A 19,186-nucleotide genomic window follows, 5' to 3' on the forward strand; every position below is an offset into this window, starting at 1 on the left:
GCGCTCAAGACAGTTCGTTCAGCAAGGCCAACAAGGTTTCACGCTTTTCCACACCCAGGCGATCGATCAACCGCTGCTGAGCCGCTTCCCACGCAGGCAAGGCCGCCACCAGCCGCTCATGCCCGGCCTCGGTCAACAGCACCAGCCGGTTTCGCTGATCGTCGCCTTCCTGCAGGCGCACCAGCCCTGCTGCTTCCAGGACCCGCACATTGCGCCCGAGCGTGCTGCGATCCAGCCCCATGGCTTCCGCCAGGCTGGAAATGCTTGGCTGATCAAGGCGCAACAGGTTGTTCAGCAGAGAATACTGGGCAACGTTGATCCCGAAGCCATCAAGGGCGCCGTCGTAGTACCTGCTGACGCCACGGGCGGCGCGACGCAGGTTGGTGCACAAACACTGAGAGGGAAGCATGATGCGTGTATATACCCGTGATTATTCCAAGGCAAGATTTTTCATGAAAATCGTCAATCCCGTGCTCCACTCAAAGCAGCGCCACCCCGAGCAATACGGCAGTTTCCAACAGTTCAAGCACAGCCCCGGCAGTGTCTCCAGTGGTACCACCCAGGCGCCGCATCATCACTTGCCGCAGCCAGAAGAACAGCACAGTGGCCAGCAGCACTGCCCATAACCCGCTGTAGCCCCCCAGCAGCAAACAGGCCAGCACGCTCAAGCCCAGCACTTGCCGCCCGGCCACACGTGGCAGGTGGTCAGCCAGCGCCTGCCCCAGCCCACCGGCACGCACATAAGGCGTGCAGAGAAACAGGCCCAGCAATGCCCCGCGGCCGATCAGCGGCGCCAGCAACAAGGCAAAGCCCTGCTGCTGTTCGATCAGCGCCACCAGGGCGGTGAACTTGAGCAGCAGCACCAGCACCAGGGTCACCACGGCGATCGGACCACTACGGGGGTCCTTCATGATGCTCAGGGTCCGCTCTCGATCGCCAAAGCCTCCCAGCCAGGCATCGGCACTGTCCGCCAGGCCATCCAGGTGCAGACCACCGCTGAGCAGGACCCAGGCGGTCAACAGCAAGGCCGCATGCAGCAACAGGGGAACACCGCCCAGCATGGCATTCAGCACCCACAACAGCACGCCGAACAGCAGCCCCACCAACGGATAGAACAACAGCGAGCGGCCCAGCTCTTCAGGCCGAGGCATGCCCGGCAGGCGGACCGGCAGGCTGCTGAGAAACTGCAAGGCAATCCAGAACGGCAACATCTCAGCCCTCCTCGCTCATCCGGCCTTCGCTGGCGACCTGCAGACGAAACAGCGCGCCATGACCCACTTCAACGTTCAACAACTGCTGGCGCGGCAGCCCTCGAGCCCGGGCCAGCAGCAGGCGCATGACCCCGCCATGGCTGACCAGCAGCACACGCTGCCCGGCGCAGGCCTGGTACAAGCGCTCTATCGCCCCCAGCACCCGCAGGGAGAACAGCTCTACCGGCTCGCCCCCAGGCGGGGTGAATGCATAGGGATCGGCCCAGAAACGCCCCAGATCATCGGCGTCGGTTTCCATCAGCGCCGCCGCGCTCTGCCCTTCCCAGGCACCAAAGTGCAGTTCCTGAAGATCAGGCTCGAGGCTCAGCGGCAACTGCAACCGCTCCGCCAGCTCTTGGGCGAAACGCGCACAGCGCTGCAATGGCGAACTCAGTACCCGGTCCCAGGGGCCCCGCCCCTGGACGGCTTCGCGCATCTGTTGCCAGCCCGTTGCAGTCAACGCATCGTCCAGGCTGCCGCGCAGGCCACCACCCAGTTCGGTTTCACCGTGGCGCAACAGGTCCAGGTACAAGGTCATGCCGGACGATCCGCCACCGCTGCTTCGGCGAAAGTCGCCATCTGCCCGTGCAGGTCACAGGCCAGCCGCAGCAACGGCACTGCCAGGGCGGCGCCGCTGCCTTCACCCAAGCGCAGGCCCAGGTCCAGCAAGGGTTCGGCTTGCAGGGTCTGCAGCACATGCCGGTGCCCGGGCTCGGCGCCCTGGTGGGCGAACAGCAACCAGGGCGCGCAGGCCGGATTCAGACGTACCGCCACCAACGCGGCGACGCTGCAGATGAAACCGTCCACCAGCACCGCAATACCCTCCTGGGCACACGCCAAGTAAGCCCCCACCAGCGCCGCCACTTCAAAGCCCCCCAGGTTGAACAGGGTCTGCAAGGCATCGCCGCGAGAGGCATCGTGCAGCGCCAGGGCACGCTCGATAACCTGCGCCTTGTGATTGACCCCCTCGGCATTCAGGCCGGTGCCCGGCCCGGCCAGTTGTGCCACTGGAATCCCCAGCAGGGCACAGGCAATGGCACTGGCTGCGGTGGTATTGCCGATGCCCATTTCACCGCCGATAAACAGCTGGGCGCCGTCGGCATGAGCCCGCAGCGCGCTGTCGCGGCCGGCTTGCAGGGCCTGCTCGCCTTGTGCACGGGTCATGGCCGGCCCCTGGACAAAATTCTGCGTGCCAGCCCCCAGGTTCAGGTGGCGCACCCCCGGCAGGTTCAAGCCTGGCGTCACTGTTCCCAGATCCACCACCTCCAGTTGCGCCTGCAGTTGCCGGGCCAGCACGCTGATGGCCGCTCCGCCGCTGACGAAGCTCAACAACATCTGCCCGGTGACTTCCTGCGGGTAGGCGGAAACGCCCTCGGCCACCACCCCATGGTCACCGGCGAAGATGGCGATCCATAGCCGCTCGATGCCGGGCTTGAGCCGTCCTTGCAGGCCCGCCAGGCGTACCGCCAGTGGCTCCAGGCGCCCGAGAGAGCCGGCCGGCTTGGTCAGTTGCTGCTGACGCGCCAGGGCCTGCTCGACCATCTGGGTGTCGATTGCCTTGCAGGGTTCCAGCCACCAAGAGTTACTCATAACGCAGTTCCTTTCAAAGTCAGGGGCAGGCCGGCGACCGTCAGCACCACTCGCTGACAACGCTCGGCCAGGGCTTGATGCAGCCAACCGGCTTCATCCACATAGCGGCGAGTCAATTCGCCCAGCGGCACGACACCCATTCCGGTTTCGTTGCTGACAAAAATGATCTCCCCCGGCAAGCTCGCCACGCAATGCAACAAGGCCTCGCGTTCGGCGGCCAGGCGCTCGGGGTCCTCGAGCATCAGCAGGTTGGTCAACCACAGGGTCAGGCAGTCCACCAGCAGGCAGCGCCCTTCGCCGGCAGATTCCTGCAGCACCCGGGCCAGCTCCAGCGGCTCCTCGATCAAGCCCCAATGGGCCGGACGCCGCTCGCGATGATGGGCAATGCGTTGATTCATTTCGCCATCGAGGGGCTGGCTGGTGGCGATGTAGGTCACCGCCAGGGCGCTGTCACCGGCGAGCTTTTCAGCGAGGCGGCTCTTGCCGGACCGGGCACCGCCGAGGATCAGTTGCAACATGCTTGGGCACCTCTGATAGGGAAGACGGCCTGGGTTGAGCGCTCAAAGGCCACAGAGCCGACGCAGTGCAGCGGTGTCCAGGTGATGCTCCACCAGGTCTGCCAGACGCTCGATATCGCGTTCACGCAAGGCGTGGTAATCCACCTCCTGCACCGCTTCGAGCCCGGCCCAGCGCAACAGCGCACTGCAGGCCGCAGGGGTTTCGAACAGACCGTGCAGGTAGGTGCCGAGGATCTGCCCGTCGGCGCTGCAGGCGCCATCGCTGCGACCGTCGTCCAGTTGCACGGCGGCCAGCTCCAGGGCCGGCCCGCGAGTGACCCCGGCGTGAATTTCATAACCACTGACCGCGGCATTCTCCAGGCTCAGGCGACCGCTGACGTTACGCAGCTGTTTCTCTTCTTCGAGCACGGTTTCAAATGCCAGCAGGCCCAGGCCGGGGCTGGAGCCCGCAGCGCCTTCGAGCCCGAGCGGGTCATGCACCTGCTCGCCAAGCATTTGCAGGCCACCGCAGATGCCCAGCACTTTGCCGCCGTAGCGCAGGTGGCGGGCAATCGCCCGATCCCAGCCGTTGCTGCGCAGGTAGGCCAGATCGCCCCGTACGCTTTTCGAGCCGGGGAGGATGATCAGATCGGCAGCAGGAATCGCCTGGCCGGGGCCGATGAATTGCAAGTCGACCTGAGGATGCAGGCGCAACGGATCGAAATCCGTGTGATTGCTGATGCGCGGCAGCACCGGCACCACCACCTTGAGCAACTGTTCGACCTTGCCCACCTGGCGTTGGTCGATACCGTCCTCGGCTTCCAGGTGCAGGTCCAGGACATAGGGCAGCACGCCGATCACCGGCTTGCCGGTGCGGGCCTCCAGCCAGTCCAGGCCCGGTTGCAGCAACGCCAGGTCGCCACGAAAGCGGTTGATGATGAAGCCCTTTACCCGAGCCTGCTCACTGGGAGACAGCAGTTCCAGGGTGCCCACCAAATGGGCGAAGACCCCACCGCGGTTGATGTCGGCGATCAGCAGCACCGGGCAGTCCACCGCCTCGGCAAAGCCCATGTTGGCAATATCGCCGGCCCGCAGGTTGATCTCCGCCGGCGAGCCGGCGCCTTCCACCATCACCACCTGATAAGCGCTTTTCAGGCGCTCATGGGAAGCCAGTACGGCCTGCATGGCGATGGCCTTGTAGTCGTGATAGGCCACGGCGTTCATGCTGGTCACGGCGCGGCCGTGAATGATTACCTGAGAGCCGGTATCGCTGTTGGGCTTGAGCAGCACCGGGTTCATGTCGGTGTGGGGCGCCAGATTGGCCGCCTGGGCCTGGACGGCCTGGGCCCTGCCGATCTCGCCGCCATCGGCAGTCACCGCACTGTTGAGGGCCATGTTCTGGGGCTTGAACGGCACCACGCTGACACCCTGGCGCCGCAGCCAACGGCACAGGGCCGTCACCAGGGTGCTCTTGCCGGCATCCGAGGTGGTGCCTTGAACCATCAGAGTGCTCATGGATATTCCTTGCGATAGGCCTGCAGCGCCTGTTCCAGGCGATCCCAATCGGCCTCCTCGGCGGGCAGGCCGAAGCGCAGGCTGCTGTTATGAGTGAACAGCCGCAGGAGAATGCCGCGGCGCGCCATGAAGTGATAAAGCGATTCGGCCTCGGCACTGATCAGCCACTGAAACAGCGCGCAACCGCCCTGGGGCTTGAGACCATGGCGCTCGAGGACTTCAACCAGACGCTCGCTCGCCGCTTCGCTGCGCAACCTTTGCCGGGCGTGCCCCTGGGTATCGCGCAGGCAGGCCTGCCCCACCACCCGGGTCGGCCCGCTGACTGCCCAGGGTCCGACCTGCTCCGCCAGCAGTTTGAGCAGCCGGCGCTCGGCCAGGACAAAACCCAGGCGTACTCCGGCCAGGCCAAAGAACTTGCCGAACGAACGCAACACAATCAGCCCCACCTGATGGGCGTGGCGGGCCAGGCTCAGGTGCGGGGTGTTGTCCATGAAGGCTTCATCCACCACCAGCCAGCCACCACGCTGAGCCAGGCGCGCGTGCCAGTCCAGCAGGCGCTCCGGGGTCAGGCTCAGTCCGGTAGGGTTGTTCGGGTTGACCACCACCAGCACATCGAGGCTGTCGAGGAAGAAATCCACTTCCTGCTCCAGCACTTCGCGTACCCGGTAGCCGCTGCGGCGCCAGGCTTCGGCATGCTCGGCATAACAGGGCGACAGCACACCGACCTTGCCCGCTCGACGCAAGCGCGGAAGCAACTGGATTGCTGCCTGGGAGCCGGCCACCGGCAGCACTTCACTGGCGCCATAGTATTCGCGGGCCGCCTGTTCCAGTCCGTCATCGGTTTCCGGCAGGCGCGCCCAGGCACGCAGCGCAATGGGCGGCAGGGGAAACGGCCAGGGCGCCAACCCGCTGGACAAGTCCAGCCAGGCATCTTCGGCAATCCCGTATTGCTCGGCCGCCTTGCGCAGTCGTCCGCCGTGCTCAAGCATAGAATTCAGCCCCCAGGCAAAGAATCAGCAGCCACAGCCAGACACCCCGCTGCACCAGCTGCCAGCCACGATCAATGGAACCGGCACTGGCCGGCTCGCCTTCACCCAGTTGCGGGCGCTGATGCAGCTCACCGTGATAAATCGCTGCGCCACCCAGTTCCACTCCCAGGGCGCCCGCCCCGGCCGCCATCACCGGGCCAGCATTCGGGCTGTCCCAGGTCGGGCCCTGGCGGTGCCAGCACTTGAGTGCCAGCCGGGTCTTGCCCAGCAAGGCGTAAGTCAGGGCCACCAGGCGCGCGGGAATGTAATTGAGCAGGTCGTCAATCTTCGCCGCAGCCCAGCCAAAACGTTCGAAGCGCTCGTTGCGGTAGCCCCACATCGCATCCAGGGTATTGCTCAGACGGTAGAGCACCACCCCGGGCGCGCCGGCCACGGCAAACCAGAACAGCGCGGCGAACACCGCGTCGCTGCCGTTTTCCAGCACCGATTCGGTGGCCGCGCGGGCCACTTCGGTGGCGTCCAGCTCGCTGGTCTGGCGACTCACCAGAAACCCCACCCGGCGGCGCGCTTCTTCCAGATCGTCACTGCGCAACGCCTGGGCCACCGGCTCCACATGCTCGCCGAGGCTGCGCAGGCCCAAGGCGCAGTACAACGCCAGGATTTCCACCAGCCAGCCGACGTAGGGCAACCAGGACAGCGCTGTGGCCACCAGGGTCAGGGGCACCACCGCCAGCACCCAGGCGGTGACGCCATGGCTGCGCCAGCCACGGCCGGCGGAGTTGAAACGTTGCTCGATACGATCGGCCACACGGCCGAACGCCACCAGCGGATGCCAGCGCCTGGGTTCGCCCAGCAGCGCATCCAGCGCGACCCCGGCGACACTCAGCAAGGCCACACTCATTGACTCACTCCCCAGTAATTCTCATACAACAACTCACTCAGCGGCCGCGGTTGCGCCCAGCCTTCCAGTGCCAGCATCGGCGCCGGGTAGAATTCGGTGACCGGGCCCAGGCACAGCACGGCCACGGGCTTGGCACCTGCCGGCAGCCCCAGCAGATCGGCCAGGGCCTGAGGATCGAACAAAGACACCCACCCCATTCCCAGGCCTTCGCTGCGGGCCGCCAGCCACAGGTTCTGGATGGCGCAGGACAGGGACGCCAGGTCCATCTCCGGCAGGGTCCGACGGCCGAAGATGTGTCGTTCGCGGTCATCCATCAAGGCGGCCACCAGCACCTCGGCACAATCGCTGATGCCTTCGACCTTGAGCTTCATGAACTCGTCGGAACGCTCACCCAGGGCTTGGGCGGTGCGCACCCGCTCCGCCTCCACCAACTGCTGGATGTGCTTGCGCAACAGGCGGTCGCTGATGCGAATAAAACGCCAGGGCTGCATCAACCCGACACTGGGCGCCTGATGCGCTGCTTCCAGCAAGCGCCGCAGCACTGCCGGCTCGACACTGCCACCCGCGAAATGACGCATGTCGCGGCGCTCAGCGATGGCCCGATAGACCCCCTCGCGCTGCGCCTCAGAGAACCCCTGCTCACTCACCCGCCACGCCCTCGGCTAAAACCGGCTCAACAGGCGCGCCCGGCGCAAACAACGCCGCCACCGCCGCCGGATTGGACGGGAAATAGAAGTGCACGTAAGAGGCCGTCATCCGCCCCTGGCGATACACCGCTTCCGCGCCGCGCCCGCCGTTGGGGCTGAGCCCACGAGCGATGGGCAGCAGCTCGGTGCTGGTCAGGGAATGGTGATAGGTGTGGCCGCGCAGACTGCCTTCGGGCAAATCCACCGCTTGCAAGGCCAGTGCCGCCAGGCGCTTCTGCATTACCGCATCTCCGGGCAGCAGGCCCAGGAGCTCGGCACGCTGGCCTTCGACATCGGTCAGGGAGTCCAGCAGGTAGAGCATGCCGCCGCACTCGGCGAGCAGCGGCTTGCCGGCCGCGTGATGGGCACGAATGGCCTGCAGCATGCTGCTGTTGCGGGCCAGGGCCTGATGGTGCAATTCGGGATAGCCGCCGGGCAGGTACAGGCTGTCCGCGTCGGGCAGCTGGGTATCGTGGATCGGCGAGAAGAAGCTCAACTGCGCCCCCATGGCTCGCAACAGATCGAGGCTGGCGCCATAGGTGAAGGCAAACGCCTCGTCCCGCGCCACGGCAATCCGCACGCCCTTGAGCAGTGGCGCGCAAGCCACCGGCGTGGGTGCAGCAAAACTCACCGCTGGCGGCAGTTCCACCTGGCAACTGCTGGCCAGGGCCTCGGCGGCGGCATCCAGGCGCAGGTCCAGATCATTCAGCTCGCTGGCCTGCACCAGCCCCAGATGGCGGCTGGGCAGCTCGATATCGGTTTCCCGGGACAAGGCGCCATACCAGCGCAAGCCTTCCGTCAGGCTGCCTTCCAGCAACTGCGCATGGCGCAGGGTACCAACCCGGTTGGCCAACACCCCGGCAAACGGCAGGTCCGGCTGGTAGCGCGCCAGGCCCAGAGCCAGGGCGCCGAAGGTCTGGGCCATGGCGGTGCCATCGATCACCCCCAGCACCGGCACGCCGAAATGCCGCGCCAGATCGGCGCTGGAAGGGGTGCCATCGAACAGGCCCATGACCCCCTCGATCAGAATCAGGTCGGCCTCTCCCGCCGCCTCCCAGAGCAGACGGCGGCTTTCCTGCTCGCCCACCATCCACATGTCCAACTGGTACACCGCGGCACCACTGGCGCGCTCAAGAATCATCGGGTCGAGGAAATCCGGGCCGCACTTGAAGACCCGGACCTTGCGCCCCCGGTTGCGGTGCAAGCGGGCCAGGGCCGCGGTCACCGTGGTCTTGCCCTGGCCGGAAGCCGGTGCGGCGATCAGCACTGCCGGGCAATGACGAACATCAGTCATGAATTCACGCTCACAGCTCGACACCTTTCTGCGCCTTGATCCCGGCCTGGAAGGCGTGCTTGACCATGCCCATCTCGGTCACAGTATCGGCCAGCTCGATCATCTCCGGCTTGGCGCCGCGACCGGTCACTACCACATGCTGCATGGGCGGACGGGCCTGCAGGTCACTGAGCACCTGATCCAGGTCCAGGTAGCCGTGCTTGAGGGCAATGTTCAGCTCGTCGAGCACCACCAGGCCAATATCCGCGTTGCTCAGCAACTCCCTGGAAACCGCCCAGGCGGCTTCAGCCGCAGCGATATCGCGCTGGCGATCCTGGGTTTCCCAGGTAAAGCCTTCGCCCATCACGTGAAAGCGCACCTGCTCGGGGAAACGCCTGAAGAACAGTTCTTCGCCGGTGCTGTTACGCCCCTTGATGAACTGCACCACGCCACACTGAATACCGTGGCCCATGGACCGCGCGAGCATGCCGAAGGCCGAGCTGCTCTTGCCCTTGCCGTTGCCGGTCAATACCAGCAGCAGGCCGCATTCGTTGGGCGAGTTGGCAATGCGTTCATCGATCACGGCTTTTTTGCGCAACATGCGCGCCAGATGGCGCTCGTCACGATCGGGGGATTCACTCATGGGGCAGCTCTCCGTTGGGGCTGGGGAACGGGGGGCAGGGAAAAGGAACAGACGGCGCTAGCCTGGCATCGCCCACCGTGATGCCGTTGGATGGATCAGGCCGGTCTCCGGGCTCATGAGCGGCATGGCTGCCGGACTGCGCGCCTTCCCGTGTCATTGACACAGTGGCGTCAGGCGCAGTCTTGACTCATCTACCGTTGCGGGGGCAGCGCCGGAATCGTCGTCGGCTCCATCATTGGAACAGACCCTGACCGGCTTCCCTGTTTCACTCTGTCGGCCACCGGCCACAGAGCACCTGAAACAAGTCGCGAAGGTTAGAGGGTTGGGGGTGGAGCGTCAATTAAAGCCGGCCGTCGCCCCCGGCACAAAACTGCACTGCATCAATAAACTGACGCCAATCTTGTGCCACACTCAGAGCAATGATATCAAATAGCCACTTTTCAGCGCCCCCGGCGCCAACCACACAACAATAAGGGGTAAGTTCGATGCAAGGCATGATCATCAGCAATCCGAAGCTGGAATTCCTGCGCCCGATGCTGGAACGCTGGTTCGATTGCATCGATCGCTACAACGCGGTTCGCGGCGATAACGAAACGCCCTACTGGTTCGACGAGCAGGCCAATCTCGGGCTGCTCAGCGCGGCGGCCTGGATGGCCGAGATGGTCAGCCTGGAACACAGCCCCAGCAGGAAACAGCAGGAAGAAGGTGCGCGCAACGCCCGCACCGACCTGTACCTGGCCACCAAGGAAGAGCGCGCCTACATACACGCCACCCAGCGCTGGCCAAGGGTCAACAGCCTGAACCTGACCCAGACACTGCTGGACGTTGCCCAGGATGCAAGAAAGATCAGCTACGCCAGCGACCTGAGACTGGGTTGCCTGTTCGTTGCCCCACAAAAATCCCAGCACAGCGCTACGCCGGAAGAGCTCCAGGACATGCTCGACGAACTGCAGAAGGAGCACTGCTGCGCCGTGGCCTGGTACTTCCCCTATGCCTATCGCAAGCTGCACAACGAGGCCGGCCACTACCACCCGGGCGTCGCCGTGCTCTTCAAGGAGGCCCGCTGATCGGGCGGAACCATCGACTGGCTATGCTTCTCTATGACTACGACGTCCGTGCACTCATAGGGAAATTCGCATGCTCAAGCTTCAGCACAGCCTACTGATCGCCATCGCCGCCGGCCTCGCCGCCTGCGGCGAAACTTCCAGCCTGCAGGTATCCGACGGCACCGGCCCCAACCCCAAGCTGCCAGAACCTAACCCGACGCTGATCCCCACGGTCAACATCGCCCCCGCCATCGGCTGGCCGCAAGGTGCAAAACCCCAGGCCGCGGCCGGCACCCAGGTCAAGGCTTTCGCCGAGAACCTCGACCATCCACGCTGGCTCTACGTCCTGCCCAATGGCGATGTGCTGGTGGCGGAAACCAACGCCCCGCCCAAACCGGATGACAGCCAGGGCATTCGCGGCTGGATCGCCGGCAAGATCATGGGCCGTGCCGGGGCGGCCGTGCCCAGCGCCAACCGCATCACCCTGCTAAGGGACCAGGATCACGATGGTGTGGCGGAGACCCGCACAGTGTTTCTGGAGAACCTCAATTCGCCCTTTGGCATGACCCTGGTGGGCAATGACCTGTATGTGGCCGATACCGACAAGCTACTGCGCTTTCCCTATCAGAGCGGCGACACCCAGATCAGCGCAGCCGCCACCAAGGTGGTCGACCTGCCCGGCGGCACCCTCAACCATCACTGGACCAAGAACGTTAGCGCCAGCAAGGACGGCAGCAAGCTCTACGTCACCGTGGGCTCCAACAGCAACGTCGGCGAAAACGGCCTGGACAAGGAGCAAGGCCGAGCGGCGATCTGGGAGGTGGACCGTGAAAGCGGCCAGCACCGCCTGTTCGCCACCGGCCTGCGCAACCCCAATGGCCTGGCCTGGGAGCCGGCCAGCGGCGCACTCTGGACCGCAGTCAACGAGCGGGACGAAATCGGCAGCGACCTGGTGCCGGACTACATCACCTCGGTCAAGGATGGCGCGTTCTATGGCTGGCCCTTCAGCTACTACGGGCAACATGTGGATGTACGGGTCGAGCCGCAGAATCTCGACCTGGTGGCCAAGGCCATCGCCCCGGACTACGCGGTAGGCCCGCACACCGCGTCGCTGGGGCTGACCTTCGCCGACGGCAGCAAGCTCCCCGCCCCCTTCACCGAAGGCGCCTTCATCGGCCAGCACGGTTCCTGGAACCGCAAACCCCATAGCGGCTACAAGGTGATTTTCGTGCCATTCAGCGCCGGCAAGCCCAATGGAGCGCCGATCGATGTGCTTAGCGGCTTTCTCAATGCCGACGAGAAGGCCATGGGACGCCCGGTCGGAGTGGTGATCGACCAGCAAGGCGGGTTATTGGTGGCCGACGATGTCGGCAACAAGATCTGGCGAGTCTCCGCCGCCAAAGCCCCCTAGGCTCAACGCTTGCGGCACAGCGTCAGACCATCTCCCAGCGGCAGCAGCGACAGATCGATACGCGAGTCATCCTTCAAGGCGCGATTGAGCGCCTGGATGGCTCGGGTATCCTCGCTCAGGGAATCGGTCTCCAGCACGCGCCCGCTCCACAGGGTGTTATCGAACACCAGCAGCCCGCCAACGCGCAGCAGGCCCAGCGCGACCTCCAGGTAGGCCGGGTAGTTGGCCTTGTCGGCATCGATGAAGATCAGGTCGAAACAGCCAAGCTGCCCCGCTCGCTCCAGGCTGGCCAGGGTATCCAGGGCCGGGGCCAGGCGCAGTTCGATGCGCTGGCCCACCCCCGCCTCCTGCCAGTAGCGCAGGGCCGTAGCGTTGTAGTCGCCGGGAATGTCGCAGCAGATCAGAGAACCGTCTTCAGGCAGCGCCTGGGCTATGCACAGGGCGCTGTAGCCGGTGAAGGTGCCGACCTCCAGCACGCGACGGGCGCCGGTCAACTTCACCAGCAACGCGAGGAACTGGCCCTGCTCGGGCGCCACCTGCCAACGGGCGGTGGGCATTGCCTGGGTTTCATCCCGCAGACGACGCAGCAGGGGCGTTTCACGCAGGGAAACGTCCAGCAGGTAATGGTAGAGGGCATCGTCGAGGTTCAGCGTCCGAGCGGTCACAGGCACCTCGACCAGAGAAGATTAGGGATTGCGCGCCAGGTGTTCTGGCTGCAGGACGCGCTTCGCGCTCAGGTAGGCCTTCTGCCAATAGGCCTTGGACAGGCTGTCGAGCTTCACCGTGCCGCCGGTAGCCGGCGCATGCACGAAGCGCCCTTCCCCCACGTAGATGCCCGCATGGCTGACCTGGGAGCCGCCATTGGTGGCGAAGAAGATCAGATCGCCGGTCTGCAGCGCGTTCTTGCCCACGTCCGGCGCCTGCATGCCGATCATTTCCCGGGTTGAACGCGGCAGGGAAATACCCGCCGCATCGCGGTAGACGTAACCGATCAGGCCACTGCAGTCGAAACCGGAATCCGGGGTGTTGCCGCCCCAGCGATAAGGCGTGCCCACCAGCCCAAGGGCGCGGAACAGCACGTCTTCGGCAACCGGAGAGAAGGTTTGGGAGGAGTTGAACACCGGAGCACGCACCACAGGCGCAGGCGGCGGGGTACGGCTGGCACAGGCGCTGAGCAGCGCTGCGAGGGCAATAAGAGCAAAACGGGCTGAGGTCGACATAAGCTGGACAATCCTGATCGGGATGCGGCTTTCTCTGCCGTGGCACTGAAAACAAAACCGCGTAAGCAAGGCTTACGCGGTTAGTTTCAACAATAGATCAGGATTCTAGCGCCTACACGCCAAACTTCAAGTAAGACTTTAACTTCGCCCTACAAATAGTCCGCTTATTTGCGTGCAGTGACCACGGTTGGAGCCATGGCAAGTGCGCGCTTGGCTTCGATGAAGGTCTTGCTCCAGTAGCTATCGCCCAGGCTGTCGACCCGCACACCGCCACTGCGACGGCTGCTGGAGTGGATGAACTGGTCATCGCCCAGGTAGATACCTGCGTGGCTGACGCGCCCACGGCCGTTGGTGCTGAAGAACAGCAGATCACCCGGTTTGAGATTGTTGCGCGCTACCAGAGGCGCTTTCACGTTGATCATTTCGCGAGTGGAACGCGGCAGGTTCATGCCCGCCTCTTCACGAAACAGATAACCGATGAAACCGCTGCAATCGAAGCCGGCTTCCGAGGTACCGCCGAAACGGTAACGGGTACCGATCAGGGACATGCCGCGCTCGAGGATGCTGTCAGCCAGAACTGGCAACTGGTAAGGCTTGCTGTCAGAGAACTCTGCCAGTTCCTTTTCAGTTGCCAGCTCTTCCTGATAAACAGCGGAAGACTGGTTTTTGACGGAGACTTGAGCCTGCTGGACAGGTTGCTGCTGGGACACCGGAGTGTGGGAGGCGCAACCAAACAACAGGGTGACGAGTGCGAGAGGCACGAGGGGTGCGAAGCGATTTAGCATGGGCACGACCGTGGCTTGAAATAAAAGAAGACGCGACTATGCCTTCTATCGCCCTCATTTGCAAATTCAATCGATCAGAATGTGACTTATGAGTTTCTTCCGTACATCTAAGGCTTTAAGCCCATTTTAAGTCCGCCCACCTCTGGAAACCCTTCCAAAGGTGCGTTTTCTGGCGCCTGGAATATGCCGAAGGTCGCCCCCGAAAGCCCTGGAAGCCTTGTCTTTACCAGCCCAGAGTCTCTTTCAGAAAAGGGATGGTCAGCTTGCGCTGGGCCTGCAACGAAGCCTGGTCGAGGCGCTCGAGAAGCTCGAACAGGGCACTCATGCTGCGGGTACCGCGGGTCAGGATGAAATGCCCGACCTCGTCGGTCAGATGCAGCCCCCGGCGGGATGCCCTTAGCTGCAAGGCACGCAATTTGTCTTCGTCGGAGAGCGGGCGCATCTGAAAGATCAGTGCCAGGGTCAGGCGAGACTTCAAATCCGCCAGCTTCACCGGCAACTCGCGAGGCGAGGTCGAGGCCGCGATCAACAGGCGCCGACCACTGTCGCGCAAGCGGTTGAACAGATGAAACAGCGCTTCTTCCCAATCCGCCTTGCCAGCCACAGCCTGCAGGTCATCCAGGCAGACCAGCTCATACTGTTCCAGGTTGTCGAGAATCTCGATACCGCGATCCAGAAGCTCCGCCAGCGGCAGATACACCGCCGGCTCCCCCAACTGCTCGAAACGCAGGCACGCGGCCTGCAGCAAGTGCGTGCGGCCCACGCCATCCTTGCCCCAGAGGTAGATCAGGCTTTCGGTCCAGCCGGCGTCGGCTTCGCAGAGGCGCTCGACGTAGCCGAGTGCTGCGGCATTGGCGCCTGGGTAGTAGTTGATGAAGGTGGCGTCATCACGCAGACGCACACCTAGGGGCAGCTGAATCGGTTTCATGCTGACTGAACAGTTCCAAAGGAACCGTTAGTGGCCTCTGTGTAAAGTTTGCAAAGTTTATACCCGTGACGCCGAGCGCACAATGCAGCAGACCACAAGCAAAATCAAAGGTTTGCGACAGCCAAACGCAATCGAAGGGCGCTCCTTGACAGCTACCGTGACGGCCGGCCAAGCGCCGCCAACCGTCACGAAGGCCCGCGCGCCCCTTTACAACTCGGGGTCTTCAGCACCGCTGTAGAGATCCGAATCCTTGTACAGATCATGCACATGGCGCACCAGCACCATGATCACCGCTGCCACCGGCAGCGCCAGCAGCACCCCGGTAAAACCGAACAGTTCGCCGCCGGCAAGAATGGCAAAGATCACCGCCACCGGGTGCAGGCCGATGCGATCGCCCACCAGCAACGGCGTCAGCACCATGCCCTCAAGGGCTTGCCCCACCATGAATACCGCGACAATGCCGATCATCGGATAGAGGTCGCCACCGAACTGGAACAGCCCGGCAATCAGCGCCGCGCCAATGCCGATGACAAAGCCCATATACGGCACGATTGCCGCCAGACCGGCAATCAGACCGATCAACAGCCCCAGCTCCAGCCCCACCAGCATCAGGCCCGCGGCGTAGATCACCCCGAGAGCCAGCATCACCAGCAATTGCCCGCGAACAAAAGCCCCCAGCACTTCATGGCACTCCCCGGCCAGAGACACCACCTGCTCTTCGCGGCTGCGTGGCAACAGGCTGCGGATCTTGGCCATCATCAAGTCCCAGTCCCGCAGCAGATAGAAGCTGACCACCGGGATCAGCACCAGATTGGCCAGCCAGCCAATCAGCGCCAGGCCCGAAGCCGTTGCCTGGCTCAGCACCACGCCGACGATATCGGTGGTCTGGCCCATGTGCTCGCTGATGGCCGCCTTGACCTTGTCGAACTTCCAGAAGCCGTCCGCCAGACCGAGCTTGGACTGCACCCAGGGCATGGCGCTGTGCTGGACCCAATCGAGCATCTGCGGCGCCAGTTCATAGAGCCGCACCAACTGCTTGGCCAGCATGGGCACCAGCACCAGCAGCAGGGTCATGACGATCAGGGTGAACAGGGCGAATACCGCCACCACGCCCCAGGTCCGCGACAACCCCCATTGCTCCAGCCGGTCCACCAGCGGATCGAACAGGTAGGCCAGCAACAGCGCCACCAGGAACGGACTGAGGATCGGGTGCAGCAGGTAGACGAACCCGCAGGCCAGGAGCACGACACCCAACCAGACCCAACGACGCGTATCAGCCATATACCTCTCCAGCTTCTATATAGAAGGAAACAATCTGCTACCAACGAAAACGCAGTTGGGCCTGCGGCGCCACCGGGGCGGCCCCTTCAGCGCCTTGTACAGGAGCTTGCGGCGCAGGCGCTTCACCCGCCGGAATCTCTTGCAGCTTGGCCAGCGACAGTTGCGCCCGCAGCTGCTCCGCACTGCCGTTGACGCGATAGACGATCCGATCACCGTCAACGCTCTGCAACTGCGCACCAAAAGGCTCCAGCAAGTGCCCAAGGGCCGCGTAATGCTCCAGAGTCATGCCCTGCACTTCCAGCAACTGCTCGCTGGAAGCACCAGGACGAGTGACGAAACGGGGCGCCAGACGCTGGCTCACCGCCAGCAACACCCCATCGGCCAGGGCCGCGGTATCGGCGCCCTGGACAGTGCCCTGCTCCTTCTGATCGCCCAGCCACAGCCGCCACTTGGCTTGCCATTGGCCACCTTCTTCCCGGGCATGTACCGCCAGCAACGCATCAGCACCGTAACGCTCGGAGGCTTCACGCAGCGGCGCCGGATCGGAACCTTCAAGATTCGGCGCCGTGGCGACGATCTGCTCGTTCAGATCCCCCAGCGGCAGGCGCAGGGGCAAGCCACGATGTTGAGCCGCACGCCGCAAGGGCGCCGCGCTGGCCTGGCCATCACCCACCAGGCTCGAGCCTTCGGTGGAATCACTCAGCCACCAGCCGATGATCGACGGCCGGTTGTTGCCCCAGAGCGATAGCCCGGCCTGACGCAGGGCGCGATCGGTGGTGACCGGATCGAAATCCACCTGCAGGCTTTCCGGCGGGCCGGCGTCGTAGCCGTACTGACTGATGATCTGCTGCGGGTCCTTGCGGATCGCCGCCAGCCCTGGCCCCTGGGCGGCCTTGGCGTCGCCAGTGAGGCGCAGCACCAGGGTTTCCAGGGCCCGTTGCGTGGCCTGGTCGCGCTCTTCGGGCGACTGGCTGCTCACAGGCTCACGCACTTGATACAGGCCATTGAGGGTTTCGGCATGACTCGCCAGGCTGACCAATGACAAACAGCCCACAAACAGAAATTTACCCAGACGCATGGAAGATTCCCGACGACAGAAAACGATTGAAACAGCGCACTTGAACCGCGGCGAGCAAGGCTGTGACCACAAGCCTGGGCAAAACATTCACCCGGCGCCCGATAGTTTTCGCGCTGTCATAACGATAGCCACTTGAGCGCTATACCTTATACAGGCATGGGCAGGAGCACCAACACGACCAATCGCGGTTTTTTTAACAGGATATGCCTCTCCCCGTCGGCCCGAGGATGGCCGCTGCCCCTCAAGCCTGATAAAATCGCGCGCCTTCGCAGACCGGCATCAGCTGGGCACCCTGAAACGCTTTTCCTGTGTTTCCGGCAGTCTCACTGGTTCGGTCGATACCCCTGAATCCCCCCTAAAGGCCTGGATCATGAGCAAGCAACCCTCCCTGAGCTACAAAGACGCCGGTGTAGACATCGACGCCGGTGAAGCATTGGTCGAACGCATCAAGAGCGTCGCCAAGCGCACTGCGCGCCCGGAAGTCATGGGCGGCCTGGGCGGTTTCGGCGCCCTCTGCGAAATCCCGGCCGGCTACAAGCAACCGGTGCTGGTCTCCGGCACTGACGGCGTCGGCACCAAGCTGCGCCTGGCCCTGAACCTGAACAAGCACGACAGCATCGGCATCGACCTGGTGGCCATGTGCGTCAACGACCTGGTGGTCTGCGGCGCCGAACCGCTGTTCTTCCTCGACTACTACGCCACCGGCAAGCTCAACGTCGATACCGCAGCCCAAGTGGTAACCGGCATCGGCGCTGGCTGCGAGCTGTCCGGCTGCTCCCTGGTGGGCGGCGAAACCGCTGAAATGCCCGGCATGTACGAAGGCGAAGACTACGACCTGGCCGGCTTCTGCGTAGGCGTGGTGGAAAAGGCCGAGATCATCGACGGCTCGAAAGTTGCCGCCGGCGATGCCCTGCTGGCCCTGCCCTCCTCCGGCCCGCACTCCAATGGCTACTCGCTGATCCGCAAGATCATCGAAGTCTCCGGCGCCGACATCGAAAGCATCCAGCTGGACGGCAAACCACTGACCGACCTGCTGATGGCGCCGACCCGCATCTACGTCAAGCCACTGCTGAAGCTGATCAAGGACACCGGCGCGGTCAAGGCCATGGCCCACATCACCGGTGGCGGCCTGCTGGACAACATCCCGCGTGTGCTGCCTAAAGGCGCCCAGGCCGTGGTCGACGTGGCGAGCTGGCAGCGCCCGGCGGTCTTCGACTGGCTGCAGGAAAAAGGCAACGTCGACGAGCACGAAATGCACCGCGTGCTGAACTGCGGCGTGGGCATGGTCATCTGCGTGGCCCAGGATCAGGTCGAGAACGCCCTGAAGGTCCTGCGCGAGGCGGGCGAGCAGCCATGGGTCATCGGCCAGATCGCCACCGCAGCCGAAGGCGCGGCCCAGGTCGAGCTGAAGAACCTCAAGGCTCACTGATGCAAGAGCGGATGTCGCCGACCTGTGATGTTGTGGTGCTGTTGTCCGGCACCGGCAGTAACCTGCAAGCCTTGATCGACAGCGTGCACACCGGCGACAGCCCGGTGCGCATCGCCGCCGTGATCTCCAACCGCGCTGACGCCTATGGCCTGCAGCGCGCCAAGGAAGCGGGTATCGCTACCCGCTTCCTCGATCACACCGCCTTCGAAGGCCGGGAGGCCTTCGATCAGGGGCTGATCGAGCTGATCGATACCTTCCAACCCAAACTGGTGGTCCTGGCCGGATTCATGCGTATTCTCAGCGCCGGGTTCGTCCGCCACTACCAGGGCCGGCTGCTGAATATCCACCCCTCGCTGCTCCCGAAATACAAAGGGTTACACACTCATCAGCGTGCGCTGGAGGCCGGAGATACGGAGCATGGCTGCAGCGTGCACTTCGTCACCGAGGAACTCGATGGCGGCCCTCTGGTCGTACAGGCTGTGATCCCGGTAGAGTTGCACGACTCGCCGCAGAGCCTGGCGCAGCGAGTGCACGTCCAGGAACACCGGATTTACCCCATGGCCGTACGCTGGTTTGCCGAAGGTCGGCTGACGCTCGGCGATCAGGGTGCTTTACTGGATGGTCAATTACTGGCCGCCAGCGGCTATTTGATTCGAACCTAGGA

Annotated in this window: 21 protein-coding genes and 1 riboswitch; of the genes, 4 read left to right on the top strand and 17 right to left on the bottom strand. The window is 63.9% G+C overall.

All coding sequences use genetic code 11. The features are described 5' to 3' along the window. Nucleotides 1–4 precede the first annotated feature (4 nt). The 11 genes from A9971_RS21240 to cobO all read right to left on the bottom strand — a co-directional run bounded on the left by A9971_RS21240 (nt 5) and on the right by cobO (nt 9,344). Complete coding sequence (locus A9971_RS21240) at nt 5–409, bottom strand: MarR family winged helix-turn-helix transcriptional regulator (protein WP_015636631.1); 405 nt, start codon at nt 407–409, stop codon at nt 5–7. A 70-nt stretch (nt 410–479) separates the two neighbouring features. Then, nucleotides 480–1,211 (bottom strand): adenosylcobinamide-GDP ribazoletransferase, encoded by a 732-nt coding sequence (locus tag A9971_RS21245; protein WP_145712433.1) that lies wholly within the window; start codon nt 1,209–1,211, stop codon nt 480–482. A gap of 1 nt (nt 1,212) precedes the next feature. Next, on the bottom strand, nt 1,213–1,788 hold the full coding sequence (cobC, locus tag A9971_RS21250; protein WP_015636633.1) for an alpha-ribazole phosphatase family protein: 576 nt from the start codon (nt 1,786–1,788) through the stop codon (nt 1,213–1,215). Further along, a complete protein-coding gene (cobT, locus tag A9971_RS21255; RefSeq protein ID WP_182999968.1) occupies nt 1,785–2,840 on the bottom strand; it encodes a nicotinate-nucleotide--dimethylbenzimidazole phosphoribosyltransferase in 1,056 nt (351 codons plus the stop codon). Before cobT ends, cobC begins: the two co-directional genes overlap by 4 nt. Then, nucleotides 2,837–3,358, bottom strand: coding sequence for a bifunctional adenosylcobinamide kinase/adenosylcobinamide-phosphate guanylyltransferase (gene cobU / locus A9971_RS21260; protein ID WP_182999969.1), 522 nt, complete (start codon nt 3,356–3,358; stop codon nt 2,837–2,839). The genes cobT and cobU overlap by 4 nt, the downstream gene beginning before the upstream one ends. 42 nt (nt 3,359–3,400) lie before the next feature. Then, nucleotides 3,401–4,852 carry a cobyric acid synthase gene (locus A9971_RS21265; RefSeq protein WP_053153254.1) on the bottom strand — a complete coding sequence of 484 codons (1,452 nt, stop codon included), beginning with the start codon at nt 4,850–4,852 and terminating at the stop codon, nt 3,401–3,403. Then, nucleotides 4,849–5,841 carry a threonine-phosphate decarboxylase CobD gene (gene cobD / locus A9971_RS21270; RefSeq protein WP_011062691.1) on the bottom strand — a complete coding sequence of 331 codons (993 nt, stop codon included), beginning with the start codon at nt 5,839–5,841 and terminating at the stop codon, nt 4,849–4,851. The genes A9971_RS21265 and cobD overlap by 4 nt, the downstream gene beginning before the upstream one ends. After that, the gene (gene cbiB / locus A9971_RS21275; protein WP_015636637.1) at nt 5,834–6,742 is read right to left on the bottom strand and encodes an adenosylcobinamide-phosphate synthase CbiB; all 909 of its coding nucleotides are present in this window, start codon (nt 6,740–6,742) and stop codon (nt 5,834–5,836) included. The genes cobD and cbiB overlap by 8 nt, the downstream gene beginning before the upstream one ends. Continuing rightward, entirely contained in the window at nt 6,739–7,389 is a 651-nt protein-coding gene (gene bluB, locus A9971_RS21280) for a 5,6-dimethylbenzimidazole synthase (RefSeq protein ID WP_011062693.1), read from the bottom strand. The genes cbiB and bluB overlap by 4 nt, the downstream gene beginning before the upstream one ends. Beyond that, nucleotides 7,382–8,722 (bottom strand): cobyrinate a,c-diamide synthase, encoded by a 1,341-nt coding sequence (locus A9971_RS21285; RefSeq protein ID WP_011062694.1) that lies wholly within the window; start codon nt 8,720–8,722, stop codon nt 7,382–7,384. Before A9971_RS21285 ends, bluB begins: the two co-directional genes overlap by 8 nt. 10 nt (nt 8,723–8,732) lie before the next feature. After that, the gene (gene cobO, locus A9971_RS21290; RefSeq protein WP_182999970.1) at nt 8,733–9,344 is read right to left on the bottom strand and encodes a cob(I)yrinic acid a,c-diamide adenosyltransferase; all 612 of its coding nucleotides are present in this window, start codon (nt 9,342–9,344) and stop codon (nt 8,733–8,735) included. An 80-nt stretch (nt 9,345–9,424) separates the two neighbouring features. Then, a riboswitch (cobalamin riboswitch) is annotated at nt 9,425–9,658 on the bottom strand. Nucleotides 9,659–9,829: 171 nt separating this feature from the next. Between cobO and A9971_RS21295 the strand changes: the two genes are divergently transcribed. Together A9971_RS21295 and A9971_RS21300 are read left to right on the top strand one after the other, a co-directional pair. Further along, the gene (locus A9971_RS21295) at nt 9,830–10,411 is read left to right on the top strand and encodes a hypothetical protein (protein WP_182999971.1); all 582 of its coding nucleotides are present in this window, start codon (nt 9,830–9,832) and stop codon (nt 10,409–10,411) included. A 70-nt stretch (nt 10,412–10,481) separates the two neighbouring features. Continuing rightward, nucleotides 10,482–11,801, top strand: a complete 1,320-nt coding sequence (locus A9971_RS21300; RefSeq protein ID WP_123472873.1) for a sorbosone dehydrogenase family protein — start codon at nt 10,482–10,484, stop codon at nt 11,799–11,801. 2 nt (nt 11,802–11,803) lie between these two features. Here A9971_RS21300 and A9971_RS21305 read toward each other — a convergent pair whose 3' ends face one another. From A9971_RS21305 to A9971_RS21330, 6 genes are all read right to left on the bottom strand, one after another. Beyond that, nucleotides 11,804–12,466, bottom strand: a complete 663-nt coding sequence (locus A9971_RS21305) for a class I SAM-dependent methyltransferase (RefSeq protein ID WP_182999972.1) — start codon at nt 12,464–12,466, stop codon at nt 11,804–11,806. Nucleotides 12,467–12,487: 21 nt separating this feature from the next. Then, on the bottom strand, nt 12,488–13,021 hold the full coding sequence (locus tag A9971_RS21310; RefSeq protein ID WP_011062699.1) for a C40 family peptidase: 534 nt from the start codon (nt 13,019–13,021) through the stop codon (nt 12,488–12,490). Between the two features lie 164 nt (nt 13,022–13,185). Beyond that, a complete protein-coding gene (locus tag A9971_RS21315; RefSeq protein WP_015636644.1) occupies nt 13,186–13,806 on the bottom strand; it encodes a C40 family peptidase in 621 nt (206 codons plus the stop codon). Nucleotides 13,807–14,029: 223 nt separating this feature from the next. Beyond that, nucleotides 14,030–14,734 carry a DnaA regulatory inactivator Hda gene (hda, locus tag A9971_RS21320; RefSeq protein WP_007898944.1) on the bottom strand — a complete coding sequence of 235 codons (705 nt, stop codon included), beginning with the start codon at nt 14,732–14,734 and terminating at the stop codon, nt 14,030–14,032. A gap of 207 nt (nt 14,735–14,941) precedes the next feature. Beyond that, entirely contained in the window at nt 14,942–16,015 is a 1,074-nt protein-coding gene (locus A9971_RS21325) for an AI-2E family transporter (RefSeq protein WP_011062701.1), read from the bottom strand. Between the two features lie 37 nt (nt 16,016–16,052). Continuing rightward, nucleotides 16,053–17,093: a DUF2066 domain-containing protein gene (locus tag A9971_RS21330; protein ID WP_077934627.1), complete on the bottom strand. Its 1,041-nt coding sequence runs from the start codon at nt 17,091–17,093 to the stop codon at nt 16,053–16,055. 370 nt (nt 17,094–17,463) lie between these two features. Here A9971_RS21330 and purM point away from each other — a divergent pair, with 370 nt between their 5' ends. Beyond that, entirely contained in the window at nt 17,464–18,522 is a 1,059-nt protein-coding gene (gene purM, locus A9971_RS21335; RefSeq protein ID WP_011062703.1) for a phosphoribosylformylglycinamidine cyclo-ligase, read from the top strand. Between the two features lie 11 nt (nt 18,523–18,533). After that, nucleotides 18,534–19,184 (top strand): phosphoribosylglycinamide formyltransferase, encoded by a 651-nt coding sequence (purN, locus tag A9971_RS21340; protein ID WP_015636646.1) that lies wholly within the window; start codon nt 18,534–18,536, stop codon nt 19,182–19,184. The last annotated feature ends 2 nt before the right edge of the window (nt 19,185–19,186 follow it).

This window comes from Pseudomonas sp. UME65, assembly GCF_014170225.1.
Lineage (GTDB): Bacteria > Pseudomonadota > Gammaproteobacteria > Pseudomonadales > Pseudomonadaceae > Aquipseudomonas > Aquipseudomonas protegens.